Below are 16,770 nucleotides of genomic sequence, written 5' to 3'. Positions count from 1 at the left end.
GAACGATCGCACCATGGCGCGATCGCGGACCGGGGAATTCCTGATGGACCTCGACGAGGGCATGCTCGCGTACTTCCGTGAGATGGCCCAGGAGATGGTCACGCGCTTCGGGATCTCGCGGGCGGAGGCGGTGGCGAGGATCAACAGGGCATACGAGGGGCAGCAGTTCGAGCCGTACCCCGACCTGATGTGCCACGAGTTTCCCGAATACTGGGGCTACGGCCTCTACTTCAAGCCCAACGCGGGCCGCCTCCCCGACGACGACCCCGACACGGATCTCTCCGTGTGGGAGGTCCGGCCGGCTCCGCCGAGGCACTCCCCCGTCTGGACGCTCGAACCGTAATGCCCGAGTTGCCTGGCTTGCCGCTTTGGTTGCGCTTGGTCGCGTGAATTGGGTCACGCCCGACCGGACCCCGCGCCAAAGCCCCCTCGGCGACTCCCCCTTTGCAAAAGGCAAGTTGAGGATCGAATTCCGGCGCAATCGGACGTTTCGCCCTCGCCATATCCAGGCTAAAGCGATCTTCACTGCGACATCAGGTCTTGTTCCCGACATGTGCTCTCGCATACGTTCGCCCCGATCCGAGCGGAACGCCGAATCCTGCCGCCGCCCGGAAACCCCACCCACCCACGCACGGCAGGAGCGGGGGACCCAGGTAAGCCGCCGATCCGGACCCCGGTTCGGCTAGGGGTGAAGCCGCGTCCACAGCGCGGCCGGGCATCTCCCGCCCGAACCCGACAGCTCACCTCGCAGGCACCGGAGAGGAAAATCGCCATGCCCGCACGAGGCAAGCACCGCCGTACGAAGACCAGCACTCTCACCCGCGGCATGGTCGCCGTCGGCACGAGCGGAGCCGCGCTCGCACTCCCCCTCGTGAGCGCGACCGGCGCGCACGCGGCCACACCGACACAGGCGGCACAGGTGGCGCAGGTCGCCAAGACCGCCGCGACCACGACCCTGGACGTCCAGCTCCTCACCTACAAGGTGGCCGCGGGCGACACCCTCTCCACGATCGCGCAGAAGAACCCCACGAGCGGCGGCTGGAAGAAGCTGTACGAAGCGAACCGTGCGGTCATCGGCGCGAACCCGGCTGCGATCCGCCCGGGCCTGACGCTGACGGTGGGCACGAAGACCGTGAAGTCGAGCTCGACGACGAAGGCAACCACGGCGACCGCCAAGTCCGCGGCGACCAAGGCCACCCCCGCCTCCACCACGACGTACGCCAACAACCTCGACGGCTGGATCAAGCAGTCCCTGGACATCATGGCCAAGTCGGGCATTCCGGGCACTTACAACGGCATCTACCGCAACGTCATGCGCGAGTCCTCGGGCAACCCCCTGGCCATCAACAACTGGGACTCCAACGCCGCCGCCGGTACCCCGTCCAAGGGCCTCCTCCAGGTCATCGACCCGACCTTCAACGCCTACCACGTCGCCGGCACCTCGACGAACCCCTACGACCCGGTCGCGAACATCACGGCGGCCTGCAACTACGCGGCGGCGGTGTACGGCTCGATCGACAACGTCAACGGGGCCTACTGACCAGTCCTCGACGGGGGTGTCGGCGCGGCCGGGCCTAACGAGCCTCGAACAGCCGCTCCAGCACCACGGCGATCCCGTCGTCCTCGTTCGACAAGGTCACCTCGTCGGCCACCGCCTTGAGTTCCGGGTGGGCGTTGGCCATGGCGACGCCGTGGGCGGCCCAGTCGAACATCGGGATGTCATTGGGCATGTCACCGAAGGCGAGGGTGGCGGCGGGGCCGAGCCCGAGGTGTTCGGCGGCGAGGGCGAGCCCCGTCGCCTTGGTCACGCCGCATGGCTGGAGTTCGACGGTGCCCGGCCCCGACATGGTGACCGTCGCCAGGGAACCCACCACTCCGCGCGCCGCCGACGCCAACTCGTCGTCGGACAAGGACGGGTGACGGAGCAACACCTTGCTGATCGGCTCCGTCCACAGGTCGTCGCGCCGCCGCACCCGCACCGCCGGCAGTGTCGGATGCGGCATCACGTACCCCGGCTCGATCAGCGTCAGCCCGTCCACGCCGTCCTGGTCCACCGCCGCGTAGAGCAGCCCGACCTCCGCCTCGATCTTGCCCAGCGCCGTCTCCGCCAGCTCCCTGTCCAGGGTCACCGACCACAGCAGACGGTCCGCCCCGGCGTCGTACAACTGCGCCCCCTGACCGCACACCGCCAGCCCCTCGCCGCCGAGTTCGTCGAGGAGCGGTCGGACCCTCGGCGCCGGCCGTCCCGTCACCACCAGATGCCGGGCCCCCTCGGCCGTGGCTCTCGCCAACGCGGCCCGCGACCGGTCGGAGAGTGTGTCGTCGCCGCGCAGCAGCGTTCCGTCCAGGTCAGTGGCGATGAGTGAATATGCAGTCGGAGCGGCCATGATCCGAAGAATACGGATCGAACGACACATCGGCCCGGCGTGAACCGGACGACGTCCGGTATCCCGTCCGCAACGCCGTTCACCGCACGGGCGGCGCGGACAGCGCGGCCGGTTCGGGCAGCACGAGCACCTCTCGGGGGGCGCGGAGAGGAGGACGGTGAAGTGGTCGGTGGGGGCGGGGAGTTGGCGGGGTGAAATGATCCGGGCGCAGGCCCTGACGCCCCAAGAGCCGCCGGCCTTCATCGAGAGAGTGCGGGGAGACACATGAACCTCAAGCCTGACAAGTGGACCGAGAGCGGCTACAGCAGCTCGGTCGGCCCCCAGCTCACCGTCACCCAACTCACCGTCACCCAGGCCGCCTTCTTCCCGGACGCCACGCGGTGACCCCCTTCCGGCAACACCTCCGAACCGCCGCCGAAGACGTCATCCGGCGCTTCCCGGAGGCCCTCAAGCCCGAGATCTACGCCCTCTCCTTCCGTATCTGGCGAATCGACGGCGACGATCGCCACCCGTACGTGGCCATCGGGTACAACACCGAGACCCAGTACGAGCAGCAGACCTACCCGGAGGACCCGGGAGAGGCCCGCTGGAACTACGCCTGCTGGCTGCTAGACGGCTTCGAGATGCTCGGCAACGTGCCCGAGGACCCCACCGGAAGCCCCCTGTACGTGAACGAGGTCAAGGGGCTGAGGATCTGGTTCGACGGCGAGTACGACTTCCTCACCATGGATCTGCCCGAGGAAGAGGAGGACGAGCTGGACGCCAGGTCCGACCTGCTCCGGCTCCACTTCTACGACGCCTGCGTCGACCTCGCCCGCCACCTGCACGCGAGCGGCCTGATCGAGAAGGTCTTCGGCCGCCCGCTGCCCGTCGTGGTCTTCGACATGGACTGCCCGGGCTGGGAGATCGAGGCGACCGAAGCCGCCAACCCACCGGAGCTCATCACCGACTACCTGGCCTGGCAGAAGTCGGCGTGACGCCGAGGGGCGGCGGCCGACGGGCGGCGCCCCTCAGCCGTGCGGCCTCACCCGTGCGCGGCCACCAGATGCTTCGCCAACCGCGGTGAAGCGAACTCCGTCCCGCACACGAACCGCATCACCGGCCCGTACGAAGCCGCCGCCGGCAACCCCGTGAAGTACAGCCCGGGCACGGAGGACTGATACCCGGCGCCCAGCTTGGGCGTGCCCCGGCTCACCCCCAGCTCCGTACGCAACTCGTGCCCGAGGAAGTCCATCGCGGCGATGTCGACGCGGTAGCCGGTCGCGGCTATGACGTGGTCGGCGGAGAGTTCCTCGACCCTGCCGCCGTGGGTCTGGACGGAGAGCACGGGGCTGCCGTCGGTGGCCCCGGCGCGAACGATCCGGAAGACCTCGCGGACGCCGACCTTGCCCTCGAAACGGTCCCGGAGCCACCAGGCACCGAGCGGCCCGAGCACCCGGCGGACCAGGAAGTGCCGGGCCTGGGCGGGCAGGTAGCGGTAGGGCTGCGGGTAGTAGCTCAGCGCCCACAGGGACCAGGCACGGCCGAACGGCGACTCGGGGCGCAGCTTCGGCTGCTTCCACGGCGGCGCGCCGAAGTCGACGGCGCCCTTGCCGCGGGACACCAGCCGCACCTGCGCACCCGCCTCCGCCGCGAGCGCCGCCGTCTCCAGGGCGGACTGGCCCGCGCCGACGACGATGAGCTCCTTGCCGGAGAACCGCTTCAGGTCGTGGTGCTGGGAGCTGTGGGAGACCGGGCCCGTGGGCGTGGGCCCGTCCGCCGCCGCACCCGCGAGTTCGGCGGGCAGATGGGCGAGGCCGGACAGCCCGGTGGCCACCACGACCGCCCGCGCCGTGAACAACTCCCCCGAGTCCAGCTTGAGTTCAAAGCCCCCGGAGCCACCGGAGCCCCCCGAGCCCCCGGATCCATCGCGGCCGCCCTTGCGGTCGACCGAGACGACCCGCACCCGCTCCAGCTCGGGCACGAGCTTCTGCTGGAACCACTCCCCGTACGCGATGAACGTCTCGACCGGGATGATGTCCTCGTCCGTGACCAGCCGCGGTATCCCCGCCGCGTCGCAGTAGTCACGAAGCGTGTGCCCGCGCTGCGGGGCGTCGATGCTGGACGCGGCCGGGGTCGACTTGAGCAGCATTCCCTCGGGCATGTGATCGCGCCAGCTCACCATGGGCTCGCCGAACACACGCACCGGAACACCACGCGCCCGCAGATGGGCGGCGGTGGACAGGCCGAATGGCCCGGCACCGATGACTGCTACCGGATGAATCACGAAGTCCCCTCCCCAGGACGTACTACGTCTACTTCGTGGTGGAACTGTTGGTGCTGCCGCGGCGGTTGGTCCGCCACAGCTGATACAGATGCTTCGCGCCCGGCCGCACGAAGCGCGCGAGCATCGTGAAGAACGGCCGCAGGTCGTCACCCGCGAGCCACGCCAGCTCCGTACCACTCGCGCGAGCCGGCGCGTGCGGTGTCGTATAGCCGCTGCGCCGGTAGGCGAGCAGGGCCGGCAGGTCGATGTTCTCCACGATGTACCGGTGACCGGCGCGTTGTTCCCCCTCAGGAACGCTGCGCCCGGTCAGATTCAGATGCATGGCACGGACGACGTCGATCCCCGACTCGTTCTCGAAGAGCCGGAACTGCGCGCCCATGCGTGGGTTGAAGTCAAGGAGCTTGTACTGTCCGTCGCGCCGGTCGAAGCGCAGGTCCAGGTCGATGACGCCGCTGAAGCCGATCTGTTTGATGAAACGCGCGGCGAGGTCCGCGAGTTCCGGATTGTCGACGACGTACGCATTCGCCGTCATTCCCGCGTGCGGCGGCCAGGAGCGGACCTTCACGCCCGTGAACATCGCGAGCGGCGTCGAGTCCGCGTCGAAGTACGCGTGCACGATCCAGTCCTCTGCCTCCTCTCTCGGCAGGTACTCCTGGAGGATCACGCCGGGTTGCGCACCCCAGTCCCGGGCGAGCGTGAGCAGCCCCTCGCGGGTCGCGATCTTCGTCGTCCCGTGCACCGCCGGCTGGCTGCGGCGCACGAACGCCTCGCGGTTCTTGGCGACGAGCGGGAAACGGGCGCTCTGCGCGAACGCCACGATCTCCTCGTACGACTGCGGAAAGGCCGCCGCGGGGCTCGGAATGCCATGCTCCACGCACAGTTCGTGCAGCCCCTGCTTGCTGGCGAGGCGACGCGGCAGCTTGGCGTCGACGCGCGGAAAGAGGAAGCGGTCCCCCAGCTCGTCCTGGTGTTCGGCGATCAGTACAGCGGCCTCTTCGTCCGTCGGGACGAGGACGGTCGGCCTGCCGATGCGACGGCCGATGCGCAGTAACCCTTCGACGAGCCGCTCCGGCTCCTCCGTCCCGGTGGTCGGCCAGACGAAGGCGCGGCGCAGATAGCGCGAAGCCGCGGCCGGTGTGTAACGGTCCTCCGTGATCGCATACATCGGTATGCCGAGCCGGCCCAGGCTTCGGATGGCGCCCACCCCGCCGTGGTGCAGCGGATAGTCGCCGAATTTCACGATGAGCCCAGGCACATCCCGGTCGGCGTCGACCGGGACACTGCTGGAGCCCTTGGCCACGGGTCCCCCCACGCGTCCCCCCTACGGACCGGACCCACCCCGTCCGTGTCCCCCAAAGGACGCTAAGCCGGAATTGACTCGTCCGACAAGGCCTATTCGGACATTGCGAACTCTTTAGGCACTGCCACAGCACGGTCACTCCCCCGTAACGTGTGCCGCGACCACATGGAACGCGTGGAACACATGGATCACATGGCGAGTACGAATCCGAAAGCGAGGCACCAACCGATGCCCCCCTTCGATGTCCCCGAGGGCGATCCCTTCGGCCCGCACAACCTTCCGTACGGCGTGTTCTCCCCGAACGACGCGGCCGGCTCCTCGGAACGAACCGTCGGCGTCCGCCTCGGCGACCACGTACTCGACGCGGGCGCGGCGGCCCGGGCACTCGGCTCCCCGTACGCCGAGCTGCTGGGCCGGCCGACCCTGAACCCGCTGCTCGCGGCGGGGCGCACGGCCTGGTCCGACGTACGGCGCGCGCTCACGGCCTGGGTGACGGTCCCGTCCCACCGGGAGACCCTCGCACCCCATCTCCACCCCCTCTCCGAGGTGACCCTGCACCTCCCCTTCGACGTGGCGGACTACGTCGACTTCTACGCCTCCGAGAACCACGCCCGGAACGTCGGCCAGATCTTCCGCCCCGACGCCGCCGACTCCCTCACCCCCAACTGGAAGCACCTGCCGATCGGTTACCACGGCCGTTCGGGCACGGTGGTGGTGTCGGGGACGGAGGTGATCCGCCCCTCGGGCCAGCGGAAGGCCCCTGCCGACGCCGCTCCCGTCTTCGGCCCCTCCATTCGCCTGGACATCGAGGCGGAGGTCGGCTTCGTGGTCGGCACCCCGTCGGCCATGGGCACGTCTGTCCCCCTGTCCTCCTTCCGCGACCACGTCTTCGGCCTCTGCCTCCTCAACGACTGGTCGGCGCGCGACATCCAGGCCTGGGAGTACGTCCCCCTCGGCCCCTTCCTCGGCAAGTCCTTCGCCACGTCGGTGTCGGCTTGGATCACCCCGCTGGACGCCCTGGAGGACGCCTGTGTCGCGCCCCCCACGCGCACCCACCCCCTTCTCCCCTACCTCGACGACTCCTCCGAGGATCCCGGCGGCTACGACCTCCGTATCTCCGTCGCCATCAACGGCCACGTCGTCTCCGAGCCCCCCTTCTCCACCATGTACTGGACGGCCGCCCAGCAGCTGACCCATATGACGGTCAACGGCGCCTCCCTGCGCACCGGCGACCTGTACGGCTCGGGCACCGTCAGCGGCCCCTCCGAGACCGAACGCGGCTCCCTCCTCGAACTCACCTGGAACGGCCGCGACACCCTCGACCTCCCCGACGGCAAGCGCACGTTCCTGGAGGACGGCGACGAGGTGACACTGACGGCGTGGGCTCCGGGGCCGGGTGGCACGCGGGTGGGCCTGGGCGAGGTGAGGGGACGCATCAGCCCGTCCGGCGTCTGAGGACGAGCGCGAAGCGCGGTACGGAGGTCTGGGGGCCGAGCCCCCAGGCACCGACCACCACCCCCGGCGGTGGCAGATCTTCCCCAGGACACGGGAAAACTCCAGGTCAACGCAGCCCCCACCCCACCCCCAGGTGGCGCAACACTCCAGCAACACCACACCCCACACCCCGTCGGTATGGTCCGTCGCATGCCCACCGAACGCATCCGAGACCACGCCGGCCAAGGCGCGACCACCGTCGCCGCCCGCCGGCGCCGGCTGCGCGCCGACCGGGCCCGGCAACTCGCCGACCTGCTCCGCCACCAGGTGCTGACCGGCGGCTTCCCGGACGGCGCCCTGCCGCACGAGGCCGCCATCGGCGCCGACTACCGCGCCTCGCGCAACACCGTCCGCCAAGCCCTCGACCTGCTCCGTGCGGAGGGCCTGGTGGAGCGCCTCCCCGGCGTCGGCACGGTCGTCGTCGCCCAGAAGTACCCGCACGGACTCGACCGGCTGATGGGACTCGCGGAAACCCTGCGCGAACACGGCCAGGTCACCAACGAAGTCCGCACCGTCGGCCCCGTGGCCGCGCCCGCCCCGGTGGCCGACCGCCTCCGCATCGCCCCCGGCGCCGACGTCCTCTACATCGAACGCCTCCGCCGCCTCGACGGCCTTCCCCTCTCGCTCGACCTCACCTACATCCCGCTCGACCTCGGCACCGCCCTGCTCGGCGCCGACCTGGAGAACACCGATGTCTTCCGCCTTCTGGAAGCCATCACCGGGCAGCCCCTCGGGCACGCCGACATCACCCTGGAGGCCGTGAACGCGGACGCGCACTCCGCTGCCGTACTGCAGGCCCCACGCGGCACCGCCGTACTCATGCTGGAACGCCTCACGCACCTCGCCGACGGCCGCCCCGTCGACCTGGAGTTCATCCGCTTCCGCGGCGACCGCATCACGATGAGCGGCCAGCTCCGCCGCGCGCTGTAGTCCCCCTCGCTGTACCGATCCCTGGAGACAGCCATGCCCTTGGCGCCCCAGCGGGCCGACGTGCCCGTGACCATCGACGAGTCGAAGTGCATCGACGGCTGCACCCTCTGTGTGGACATGTGCCCGCTGGACTCCCTCGCCATCGACGAGAGCAGCGGCAAGGCGTACATGCACGTCGACGAGTGCTGGTACTGCGGCCCGTGCGCGGCCCGCTGTCCCACCGGAGCCGTCACGGTCAACATGCCCTATCTGCTCCGGTGAGAGGCCCGAACTCCCATGAACCACAAGGCACTTGCAGTCCTGACCACGGCCGCCCTCACACTCCCCCTCACCGGCTGCGGCGCCGAGACCGGATCCGGTGACGGCTCCACGGTCACCGTCACGGTCGGCTACCAGTCCAAGACGATCAACACCGTCACGGCGGGAACCCTGCTTCGCTCGCTCGGCTCTTTCGAGAAGGAGCTGAACGCCCTCGGAGACGGCACCACCTACAAAGTGGACTGGCAGGACTACGCGACCGGCGCCCCGATCACCGCCCAGATGACCGCGGGGAAGATCGACATCGGCTCGATGGGCGACTTCCCGCTCCTCATCAACGCGGCCCGCGGCACACAGCTCGGCCGCCCCACGCACCTGGTCTCCGTCACCGGCTACAACCTCCGCGGCGGCCTCAACACCATCGTCACGGCACCGAATTCGAAGCTCCGTTCGCTGGATGACCTGCGCGGCAAGAAGGTGTCGACCAGCATCGGCTCGGCGGCCGACGGCACCCTCGTACGGGCCCTCCAGCGTGCCGGAATCGACCCGGACAAGGGCATCGAGAAGCTCAACCAGCAGCCCGCGGTGGGTGCTTCGGCCCTGGCGGCGGGCAGTACGGACGCGCTCTCCCAGTTCGTCGCCTGGCCCGGTCTGCTCGCCTACCAGGGCAAGGCGAAGGCCCTGTACGACGGCGCCGAACTGAACCTGCCGACCTTCCACGGCGTCACAGCGCGGGAGGACTTCGCCCGGCACCGCCCGGCCGTGCTGGAGGCGTTCCTGAAGGCGCAGTCGGACGCGACGGCCTACCTCCACGACCACCCGGTGGCCGCGGCGGAGAAGGTCGCGAAGGCGACCGGCCTGCCCGCCGAGGTCGTCTACCTCTACAACGGCGCCCATGGCATCGCCACCTTCGGTCCGGCGCTCCAACCACGCCTGATCTCCGCCCTGAAGAAGGACGTGTCCGTCCTGAAGTCGGCGAAGCTCGTCGGTGACGTGGACGTGGACGCCTTCGTCGACGACCAGTACGTGAAGCGCGCGCTCGGCCCGACCGCGTACGCCGACCAGCTCGCCGCGACGCCCCCACCGGCAGCGAGCGAGGCATGGCCCAAGGGCGCCACCAGCACGCGTACCTTCAACTCCCCTTCCTCCCTTCTCCATTACGTGGCCGCACATCGCACCGCCCTGCGCGCCGCCTACGTCCCCGACGCCACCACCGGCACCCTGTGGTTCGCCGACAGGGCGGTGTGGGTGGCCGACGGCGCCGGCCTGCACCCGTTCGTCACGGCGGCGACCGCCCGGGCCTACATCGCCGGCCACCAGGGCGCGCGCACGATCTCTTACGCCGCCGCCTTGGAGCGGGCGTCATGAGCCCGCGTCTCGGCCGGCATCTCGGCCGGCATCTCGGCGGGTACCTCGGCGGGTACCTCGGCCGATATCTCGTCAGGGGCGCGTCGCTCGCCGCGGCCCTGACCGCCTGGCAGCTGCTGACCGGCCTCAACGTCGATCTCTGGCTGCGCTTCTCGCAGTTCCCGACCGTCGCCGACGTGGCCCGCGCCTTCGGCGACCGGCTCGGCGGCGACGACTACTGGACGGACCTCACCGACAGCCTCACCCGTATCCTCACCGGCTTCCTGCTGGCGGCCGTCCTGGGCGTGGCCACCGGAGTGCTCGTCGCGCGCTCCCGCCTCGCCGAGGACCTGCTCGGCCCGGTCCTGGAAGTGGTCCGCCCGATCCCCGCCATCGCGCTCGTCCCCGTCGCGATCCTCCTCTTCCCGTTCAACGAACAGGGCATCGTCTTCATCACCTGCACCGCCGCCTTCTTCCCCGTCCTGGTCTCCACCCGGCACGCGGTCCGCGCGCTGACTCCCGTGTGGGAGGAGGCGGTGCGCACGATGGGCGGCGGCCGGTGGCGGGTGCTCGGCTCGGTGGTCCTGCCGGGCGCCCTCCCCGGGATCTTCGGCGGCCTCTCGGTCGGCATCGGCGTCTCGTGGATCTGCGTCATCTCCGCCGAGATGATCTCCGGCCAGTACGGCGTCGGCTACCGCACCTGGCAGGACTACACCGTCGTCGACTACCCCGGCGTCTTCGTCGGCATGGTCACGATCGGCGTGCTCGGCTGGGTCACCTCCACGGCCGTCGAACGCGTGGGCCGACGGCTCACCAGGTGGCTGCCCCGCACGGAGTACGTCACCGGGGCGCGCGCGGGTGGCACGGGGAGGCGGGCACGTGCCGTGGGGGCGCGCGTACGCAAGGCTGCCTCCCCGGTCTCCCCCGCGCCGGCGACCACGGCCCCCGAAGGGGTGCGCGATGAACACCTCGTCTGAGACGGAGAGGTCCGTGGCCACGCGCGGCACCCGGCTCTCCCTCGTGAACGCCTCGCTCGGCCGCCCCGGCTCCCCCGTCCTCGAAGGCGTCGACCTCGACATCGCCCCCGGCGAGATCCTCACCGTCGTCGGCCCCTCGGGCTGCGGCAAGTCGACCCTGCTGCGCACCCTCGCCGGACTGCTGCCCGCCCTCGCGGGAACAGTCGCCCAGGACGGCCGCCCGCTGGTGGGCCCCGCCGCCGACCGCGCTCTCGTCTTCCAGGAGGACGCCCTCCTGCCGTGGCGCACCCTGCGCGCCAACGTCGAACTCCCCCTGGCCATCAAGGGATTGCCCCGAGCCGAACGCCGGGCACAGGCCTCGGCCTGGCTCGACCGCGTCGGCCTGGCGGGCCGCGAACGGCAGCTGCCGCACCGCGTCTCCGGCGGCCAGCGCCAACGCGTGCAACTCGCCCGCGCCCTCGCCGGAGCACCCCGCGCCGTCCTGATGGACGAACCCTTCGGCGCCCTCGACGCCCAGAACCGTGCCGGCATGCAGGAGCTCCTCGTCGAGGTACTGCACGGCACCGGCGCGACCGTCGTCTTCGTGACCCACGACGTGGACGAGGCGCTCTTCCTGGGCGACCGGGTGACGCTCCTGGGCTCCGACCGCCAGGCCGGCAACGGTGCGCCCGGCACCACCGGCACGCTCCTCGCCGTACGCGAAGTCCCGCGCCCACGCGAGCGATCCGCACTCGACGACCCGGCGCGGCTCGCCCTGCGCCGCGAGGTCCTCACCTCACTCGGCAGTTGAAGAACCGGAAAGGCACCCTCGTGGACACCCTCGCGGACACCCTTGTGGAGATCCCCGCGCTCGCTGACGCCGAAGAGCTGTCCTGCGACGTCCTCGTCATCGGCGGCGGCACGGCCGGCACCATGGCGGCCCTCACCGCCGCCGAGCACGGCGCCGACGTTCTGCTCCTGGAGAAGGCGCACGTCCGGCACTCCGGCGCCCTCGCCATGGGCATGGACGGCGTCAACAACGCCGTCATCCCCGGCCGCGCCGAACCCGACGACTACGTCGCCGAGATCACCCGCGCCAACGACGGCATCGTCGACCAGTCCACCGTCCGCCAGACCGCGACCCGCGGCTTCGCCATGGTCCAGCGCCTGGAGTCGTACGGCGTGAAGTTCGAGAAGGACGAGCACGGCGAGTACGCGGTCCGCCAGGTGCACCGGTCCGGCTCCTATGTGCTGCCGATGCCCGAGGGCAAGGACGTCAAGAAGGTCCTCTACCGGCAGCTGCGGCGCCGCGAGATGCGCGAGCGGATCCGCATCGAGAACCGCGTGATGCCGGTACGGGTCCTCACGGCGGACGGCCGCGCGGTCGGCGCCGCGGGCTTCAACACCCGTACAGGGCAGTTCGTGTCGGTCCGCGCCGGTGCCGTCATCCTCGCCACCGGGGCGTGCGGCCGCCTCGGCCTGCCCGCCTCCGGCTACCTCTACGGGACCTACGAGAACCCCACCAACGCCGGCGACGGTTACGCCATGGCCTACCACGCCGGCGCCGAGCTCACCGGCATCGAGTGCTTCCAGATCAACCCGCTGATCAAGGACTACAACGGCCCCGCCTGCGCCTACGTCGCCAACCCCTTCGGCGGCTACCAGGTCAACCGGCACGGCGAACGCTTCGTCGACTCCGACTACTGGTCGGGCCAGATGATGGCGGAGTTCGCCGCGGAGGTCGCCTCCGACCGGGGCCCGGTGTACCTGAAGCTGAGCCACCTGCCCGAGGAGTCGATCAGCGCCCTCGAATCCATCCTGCACACCACGGAACGCCCCACCCGCGGCACCTTCCACGCCGGCCGGGGTCACGACTACCGCACCCACGACATCGAGATGCACATCTCCGAGATCGGCCTGTGCGGCGGCCACTCCGCTTCCGGCGTACGGGTCGACGACCACGCCCGTACGACCGTGCCGCGCCTGTACGCCGCCGGGGACCTGGCCTGCGTCCCCCACAACTACATGATCGGCGCCTTCGTCTTCGGCGACCTTGCGGGCGCGGACGCCGCCCAGTACAAGCCCTACGAAGGTGAGTTGCCGCCGGACCAGCTTCGTGACGCGCACGAGCTGATCTACCGCCCGCTGCGCAACCCGGACGGGCCGCCGCAGCCCCAGGTCGAGTACAAGCTCCGCCGCTTCGTGAACGACTACGTGGCACCGCCGAAGTCCGGCGCCCGGCTCTCTCTCGCCCTGGAGGCGTTCGAGCGGATGCGCGCGGACATCGCGGAGATGGGTGCCCGCACTCCGCACGAGCTGATGCGGTGCGCCGAGGTCACCTTCATCCGCGACTGCGCGGAGATGGCCGCGCGCGCGTCGCTCGCCCGCACGGAGTCCCGCTGGGGTCTGTACCACGACCGTACGGACCATCCCGCGCGTGACGACGCCTCCTGGTTCCACCACCTCGATCTGCACAAGTCCCCCTCTGGCTCGATGGAGTTCACGGCCCGACCCGTGGCTCCCTATCTCGTCCCCGTCCCCGACTTCGCCCCCGCCGGCGGGCCCTCCCGACACCTCGGCGAGGTGCACGCGGAGGGGGTGGCCACGGCGGGTGCGCGGGATGCGGCACCGGTGGCCTCGCGGCCTGCGGTCACGACGGCCCCGGGTACCGACGCCGTGGGCAGCCGCGCCGGTGATCACTCGGGCGAGGGCGAGGGCGGCGACTCCTCACCCCGTCTGCTCGAACTCCTCGCCCTCGCCGAAGAGGAGCCCGAACTCACCGCCCTGCAGCCCTACTTGGACGACCCGGCCGCCGCCGTCCGGCGCGCGGCCGTCGCCGTACTCACCGAGACCGTGCCCACCGGCAGCGGGCCCGCTCTCGCCGCCGCGCTGCGCGACCCGCACGGCGACGTACGGGCCGCCGCCGCGGCCTCACTGCGCGAGCTGGTCGAGACCCTTCGGCCCGAGCCCGAGCTGCGCGACGGCCTCGCCTCCGCCCTCGTCGAGGACGATCCCGTCGTGCGAGCCGCCGCCCTGGACGTCCTGCGTGCGCTGCGCCTGGGTGACGCGGCACTGTTCGTGGACGCCCTCGCCGATCCCGACATCTCCGTCCGTATCGAGGCCGTGCGCGCACTCGTCTCCGTCGATGCCGCCGAGCCGCTGAGCCGGGCGGCGAACGATCTCTCCCGCGAGGTCCGCGTGACCGTGGCCAAGGCCCTGGCCAACGTGACCTCAGTCGCGTTGGCCGAGAGCACCCTCGATCAGCTCACCGAGGACCCCGACGCCCTGGTCCGCGCGGCGGCCTTCGAGTCGCTGGCCGCCACGGGGTGCCCGACGCCGCTGGCCATCCGTGCCGTCGCCGCCCAGGCCGACCCCGCCTGGCAGGTCCGGGCCGGCGCCGCCACCGCGCTGTCCGGCACGGTCGCCGACGTGGCCGTCCCCGCCCTCGCCAAAGCCCTCGGCGACGCGAACGCCGACGTCCGCAAGGCGGCGGTACTGGCGCTGGTCCGCCACGCCGGGGTCGACGAGGACGCCCGTGCCGCCCTCGCCACGGCTGTGTCGGACCCGGACGCGGACGTCAGGGCGTATGCGTCACGGGCGCTGTGACCTCCCGGTCGGCTCCCCTCGCGGCACGCACGCCCACAGCGGGGTGTGGCTAGGACACTGACACCCCGCCCGCACCCCTATATCCAGTCCTCCGGCGCCGGCTCCTCGTACATCTCCGGCCAGTCCGGGTCCGGCGCCTCAGCGATCACCCGCGCGGGAGCCGGCTCGGGAGCGGCTTGAGGAGCAGCTCCAGGAGCCCCTCCCAGTGACGCGAGGACCGCCACCACGCCTTCGCCATACGTCGCCAGCTTCTTCTCACCGACCCCGCTGATGCCGCCCAGGCCGCTCACCGAGGTGGGCCACGCCGTGGCGATCTCCCGCAGTGTCGCGTCGTGGAAGATGACGTACGCCGGGACGCCCTGTTCGCGGGCCTGTTCGGCGCGCCAGGTGCGCAGCGCCTCGAAGGCGGGGATCAGCTCCGGAGGCAGCTCGGCGACGGCGGCCTTGGCCTTGCGCTCGCCGCGGCCCGAGCCGGAACCGGACCCCGACCGGGAGGTCACCGGCTTCGGCGGCTCCTTGCGCAACGGCACCTCGCGCTCGCGCCGCAGCACCGTCCCGCTGTCCTCGGTCAGCACCAGCGTCCCGTACTCGCCCTCGACCGCGAGCAGCCCCTGGGCCAGCAACTGCCGTACGACACCCCGCCATTCGGACTCGGAGAGTTCCTCGCCGATACCGAAGACGGACAGCTGGTCGTGGTCGAACTGGATCACCTTGGCGGTCCGGCGCCCCATCAGGATGTCGACGATCTGGAGCGCGCCGAACTTCTGCCCCCGCTCGCGCTGCAAGCGCACCACCGTGGACAGCAGCTTCTGCGCCGCGACCGTGCCGTCCCAGGTCTCGGGCGGCGTCAGACACGTGTCGCAGTTGCCGCACGCGGGGGTGTTCGGGTCCTGGCCGAAGTAGGCCAGGAGCTGGGAGCGCCGGCACTGCGCCGTCTCGCACAGGGCCAGCATCGAGTCCAGGTGGGCGGCCGCCCGGCGGCGGAACGCCTCGTCGCCCTCCGAACTCTGGATCATCTTGCGCTGCTGGACCACGTCCTGGAGGCCGTAAGCCATCCATGCCGTGGACGGCTGTCCGTCGCGGCCCGCGCGGCCCGTCTCCTGGTAGTAGCCCTCGACGGACTTCGGCAGGTCGAGGTGGGCGACGAACCGTACGTCCGGCTTGTCGATGCCCATGCCGAAGGCGATGGTGGCGACCACGATCAGGCCCTCTTCGCGCAGGAAGCGCGACTGGTGGGTGGCGCGGGTGCCCGCGTCCAGGCCCGCGTGGTACGGCACCGCCTCGATGCCGTTGCGGGAGAGGAACTCGGCGGTCTTCTCCACCGAGTTGCGCGAGAGGCAGTACACGATGCCCGCGTCGCCCGTGTGCTCCTCGCGCAGGAAGGACAGCAGTTGCTTCTTGGGGTCGGCCTTCGGAACTATCCGGTACTGAATGTTGGGACGGTCGAAGCTCGCCTCGAAGTGGCGGGCGCTCGGCATGCCCAGACGCTGGGTGATCTCCTTGTGCGTCGCGCGGGTGGCCGTGGCCGTCAGCGCGATCCGCGGGACGTCGGGCCAACGCTCGCCCAGCAGCGACAGCGCCAGGTAGTCGGGACGGAAGTCGTGACCCCACTGGGCCACACAGTGCGCCTCGTCGATCGCGAAGACCGAGATCTTCGCGCGCGACAGCAGGTCGAGGGTGGTGTCCAGACGCAGCCGCTCCGGAGCCAGGTAGAGCACGTCCAGCTCCCCGGCCAGGAACTCCGCCTCGACCACCCGCCGCTCGTCGAAGTCCTGCGTCGAGTTCATGAACCCGGCACGCACGCCCAGCGCGCGCAGCGCGTCCACCTGGTCCTGCATCAGCGCGATGAGAGGGGAGACCACGACGCCCGTACCGGGTCTGACCAGTGCCGGAATCTGGTAGCAGAGCGACTTGCCGCCACCCGTCGGCATCAGGACGACGGCGTCACCGCCCGCCACCACATGCTCGATGATCGCTTCCTGCTCGCCGCGGAAGGCGTCGTACCCGAAGACCCGGTGGAGCGTGGCCAGTGCCTCGCTGTCACTCCGTGTCTCCGTCGCGTCCGCTTCGGTCATCACACCCGTCCCGCCCATCGCCCGTCCCCCGTCCGTCGTGCTTCGCCCACGACAGCCACCATAGGGCTCCGCACCGACAGCCTCAGAGTTATCCACAGGCTGCGACCGGTCGACTCCCGTCCGCACCGGTTCCCGGCTCCCCGCTCTCCCC

14 protein-coding genes and 1 riboswitch are annotated in these 16,770 nt (G+C 70.8%); of the genes, 10 read left to right on the top strand and 4 right to left on the bottom strand.

The window, feature by feature from the left end; all coding sequences use genetic code 11:
* The first annotated feature begins 13 nt into the window (after positions 1-13).
* Positions 14-343 carry a hypothetical protein gene (locus OG975_RS28215; RefSeq protein WP_406332186.1) on the top strand — a complete coding sequence of 110 codons (330 nt, stop codon included), beginning with the start codon at positions 14-16 and terminating at the stop codon, positions 341-343.
* A 269-nt stretch (positions 344-612) separates the two neighbouring features.
* Positions 613-769, top strand: a riboswitch (cyclic di-AMP (ydaO/yuaA leader).
* Positions 770-772: 3 nt separating this feature from the next.
* On the top strand, positions 773-1,540 hold the full coding sequence (locus tag OG975_RS28210) for a transglycosylase SLT domain-containing protein (protein WP_406332185.1): 768 nt from the start codon (positions 773-775) through the stop codon (positions 1,538-1,540).
* Positions 1,541-1,574: 34 nt separating this feature from the next.
* Here OG975_RS28210 and OG975_RS28205 read toward each other — a convergent pair whose 3' ends face one another.
* Entirely contained in the window at positions 1,575-2,387 is an 813-nt protein-coding gene (locus tag OG975_RS28205; protein WP_406332184.1) for an HAD family hydrolase, read from the bottom strand.
* Between the two features lie 380 nt (positions 2,388-2,767).
* Here OG975_RS28205 and OG975_RS28200 point away from each other — a divergent pair, with 380 nt between their 5' ends.
* Positions 2,768-3,364, top strand: coding sequence for a hypothetical protein (locus tag OG975_RS28200; protein WP_406332183.1), 597 nt, complete (start codon positions 2,768-2,770; stop codon positions 3,362-3,364).
* Between the two features lie 47 nt (positions 3,365-3,411).
* Here the strand turns inward: OG975_RS28200 and OG975_RS28195 are convergent, their stop codons facing one another.
* On the bottom strand, positions 3,412-4,653 hold the full coding sequence (locus OG975_RS28195) for an FAD-dependent oxidoreductase (protein WP_406332182.1): 1,242 nt from the start codon (positions 4,651-4,653) through the stop codon (positions 3,412-3,414).
* Positions 4,654-4,681: 28 nt separating this feature from the next.
* Positions 4,682-5,953: an ATP-grasp domain-containing protein gene (locus OG975_RS28190; RefSeq protein WP_406336504.1), complete on the bottom strand. Its 1,272-nt coding sequence runs from the start codon at positions 5,951-5,953 to the stop codon at positions 4,682-4,684.
* A 228-nt stretch (positions 5,954-6,181) separates the two neighbouring features.
* Between OG975_RS28190 and fahA the strand changes: the two genes are divergently transcribed.
* The 7 genes from fahA to OG975_RS28155 all read left to right on the top strand — a co-directional run bounded on the left by fahA (position 6,182) and on the right by OG975_RS28155 (position 14,544).
* Positions 6,182-7,408: a fumarylacetoacetase gene (gene fahA / locus OG975_RS28185; RefSeq protein ID WP_406332181.1), complete on the top strand. Its 1,227-nt coding sequence runs from the start codon at positions 6,182-6,184 to the stop codon at positions 7,406-7,408.
* Between the two features lie 189 nt (positions 7,409-7,597).
* A complete protein-coding gene (locus OG975_RS28180) occupies positions 7,598-8,377 on the top strand; it encodes a GntR family transcriptional regulator (RefSeq protein WP_406332179.1) in 780 nt (259 codons plus the stop codon).
* Between the two features lie 33 nt (positions 8,378-8,410).
* Positions 8,411-8,638, top strand: coding sequence for a ferredoxin family protein (locus tag OG975_RS28175; RefSeq protein ID WP_030347217.1), 228 nt, complete (start codon positions 8,411-8,413; stop codon positions 8,636-8,638).
* A gap of 15 nt (positions 8,639-8,653) precedes the next feature.
* Positions 8,654-10,003: an ABC transporter substrate-binding protein gene (locus OG975_RS28170; RefSeq protein WP_406332176.1), complete on the top strand. Its 1,350-nt coding sequence runs from the start codon at positions 8,654-8,656 to the stop codon at positions 10,001-10,003.
* A complete protein-coding gene (locus OG975_RS28165) occupies positions 10,000-10,959 on the top strand; it encodes an ABC transporter permease (protein WP_406332175.1) in 960 nt (319 codons plus the stop codon). Before OG975_RS28170 ends, OG975_RS28165 begins: the two co-directional genes overlap by 4 nt.
* Positions 10,943-11,749, top strand: a complete 807-nt coding sequence (locus OG975_RS28160) for an ABC transporter ATP-binding protein (RefSeq protein ID WP_406332173.1) — start codon at positions 10,943-10,945, stop codon at positions 11,747-11,749. Before OG975_RS28165 ends, OG975_RS28160 begins: the two co-directional genes overlap by 17 nt.
* Before the next feature lie 44 nt (positions 11,750-11,793).
* A complete protein-coding gene (locus OG975_RS28155; RefSeq protein ID WP_406336503.1) occupies positions 11,794-14,544 on the top strand; it encodes a fumarate reductase/succinate dehydrogenase flavoprotein subunit in 2,751 nt (916 codons plus the stop codon).
* Positions 14,545-14,621: 77 nt separating this feature from the next.
* Here OG975_RS28155 and recQ read toward each other — a convergent pair whose 3' ends face one another.
* Positions 14,622-16,637, bottom strand: coding sequence for a DNA helicase RecQ (gene recQ / locus OG975_RS28150; protein ID WP_406332171.1), 2,016 nt, complete (start codon positions 16,635-16,637; stop codon positions 14,622-14,624).
* Positions 16,638-16,770: the final 133 nt, after the last annotated feature.

The sequence above is a fragment of the Streptomyces sp. NBC_00203 genome, assembly GCF_045206325.1.
GTDB classification, from domain to species: domain Bacteria; phylum Actinomycetota; class Actinomycetes; order Streptomycetales; family Streptomycetaceae; genus Streptomyces; species Streptomyces lutosisoli.
The sequence above is the reverse complement of the archived record's forward strand: the minus strand, read 5'-3'. Positions and strand labels throughout refer to the sequence as shown.

Coding starts and splice junctions, on each gene's coding strand:
- OG975_RS28215 (WP_406332186.1), top strand. CDS start 14: ATGGCGCGATCGCGGACCGGGGAATTCCTGATGGACCTCGACGAGGGC.
- OG975_RS28210 (WP_406332185.1), top strand. CDS start 773: ATGCCCGCACGAGGCAAGCACCGCCGTACGAAGACCAGCACTCTCACC.
- OG975_RS28205 (WP_406332184.1), bottom strand. CDS start 2,387: ATGGCCGCTCCGACTGCATATTCACTCATCGCCACTGACCTGGACGGA.
- fahA (WP_406332181.1), top strand. CDS start 6,182: ATGCCCCCCTTCGATGTCCCCGAGGGCGATCCCTTCGGCCCGCACAAC.
- OG975_RS28180 (WP_406332179.1), top strand. CDS start 7,598: ATGCCCACCGAACGCATCCGAGACCACGCCGGCCAAGGCGCGACCACC.
- OG975_RS28175 (WP_030347217.1), top strand. CDS start 8,411: ATGCCCTTGGCGCCCCAGCGGGCCGACGTGCCCGTGACCATCGACGAG.
- OG975_RS28170 (WP_406332176.1), top strand. CDS start 8,654: ATGAACCACAAGGCACTTGCAGTCCTGACCACGGCCGCCCTCACACTC.
- OG975_RS28165 (WP_406332175.1), top strand. CDS start 10,000: ATGAGCCCGCGTCTCGGCCGGCATCTCGGCCGGCATCTCGGCGGGTAC.
- OG975_RS28160 (WP_406332173.1), top strand. CDS start 10,943: ATGAACACCTCGTCTGAGACGGAGAGGTCCGTGGCCACGCGCGGCACC.
- recQ (WP_406332171.1), bottom strand. CDS start 16,637: ATGGGCGGGACGGGTGTGATGACCGAAGCGGACGCGACGGAGACACGG.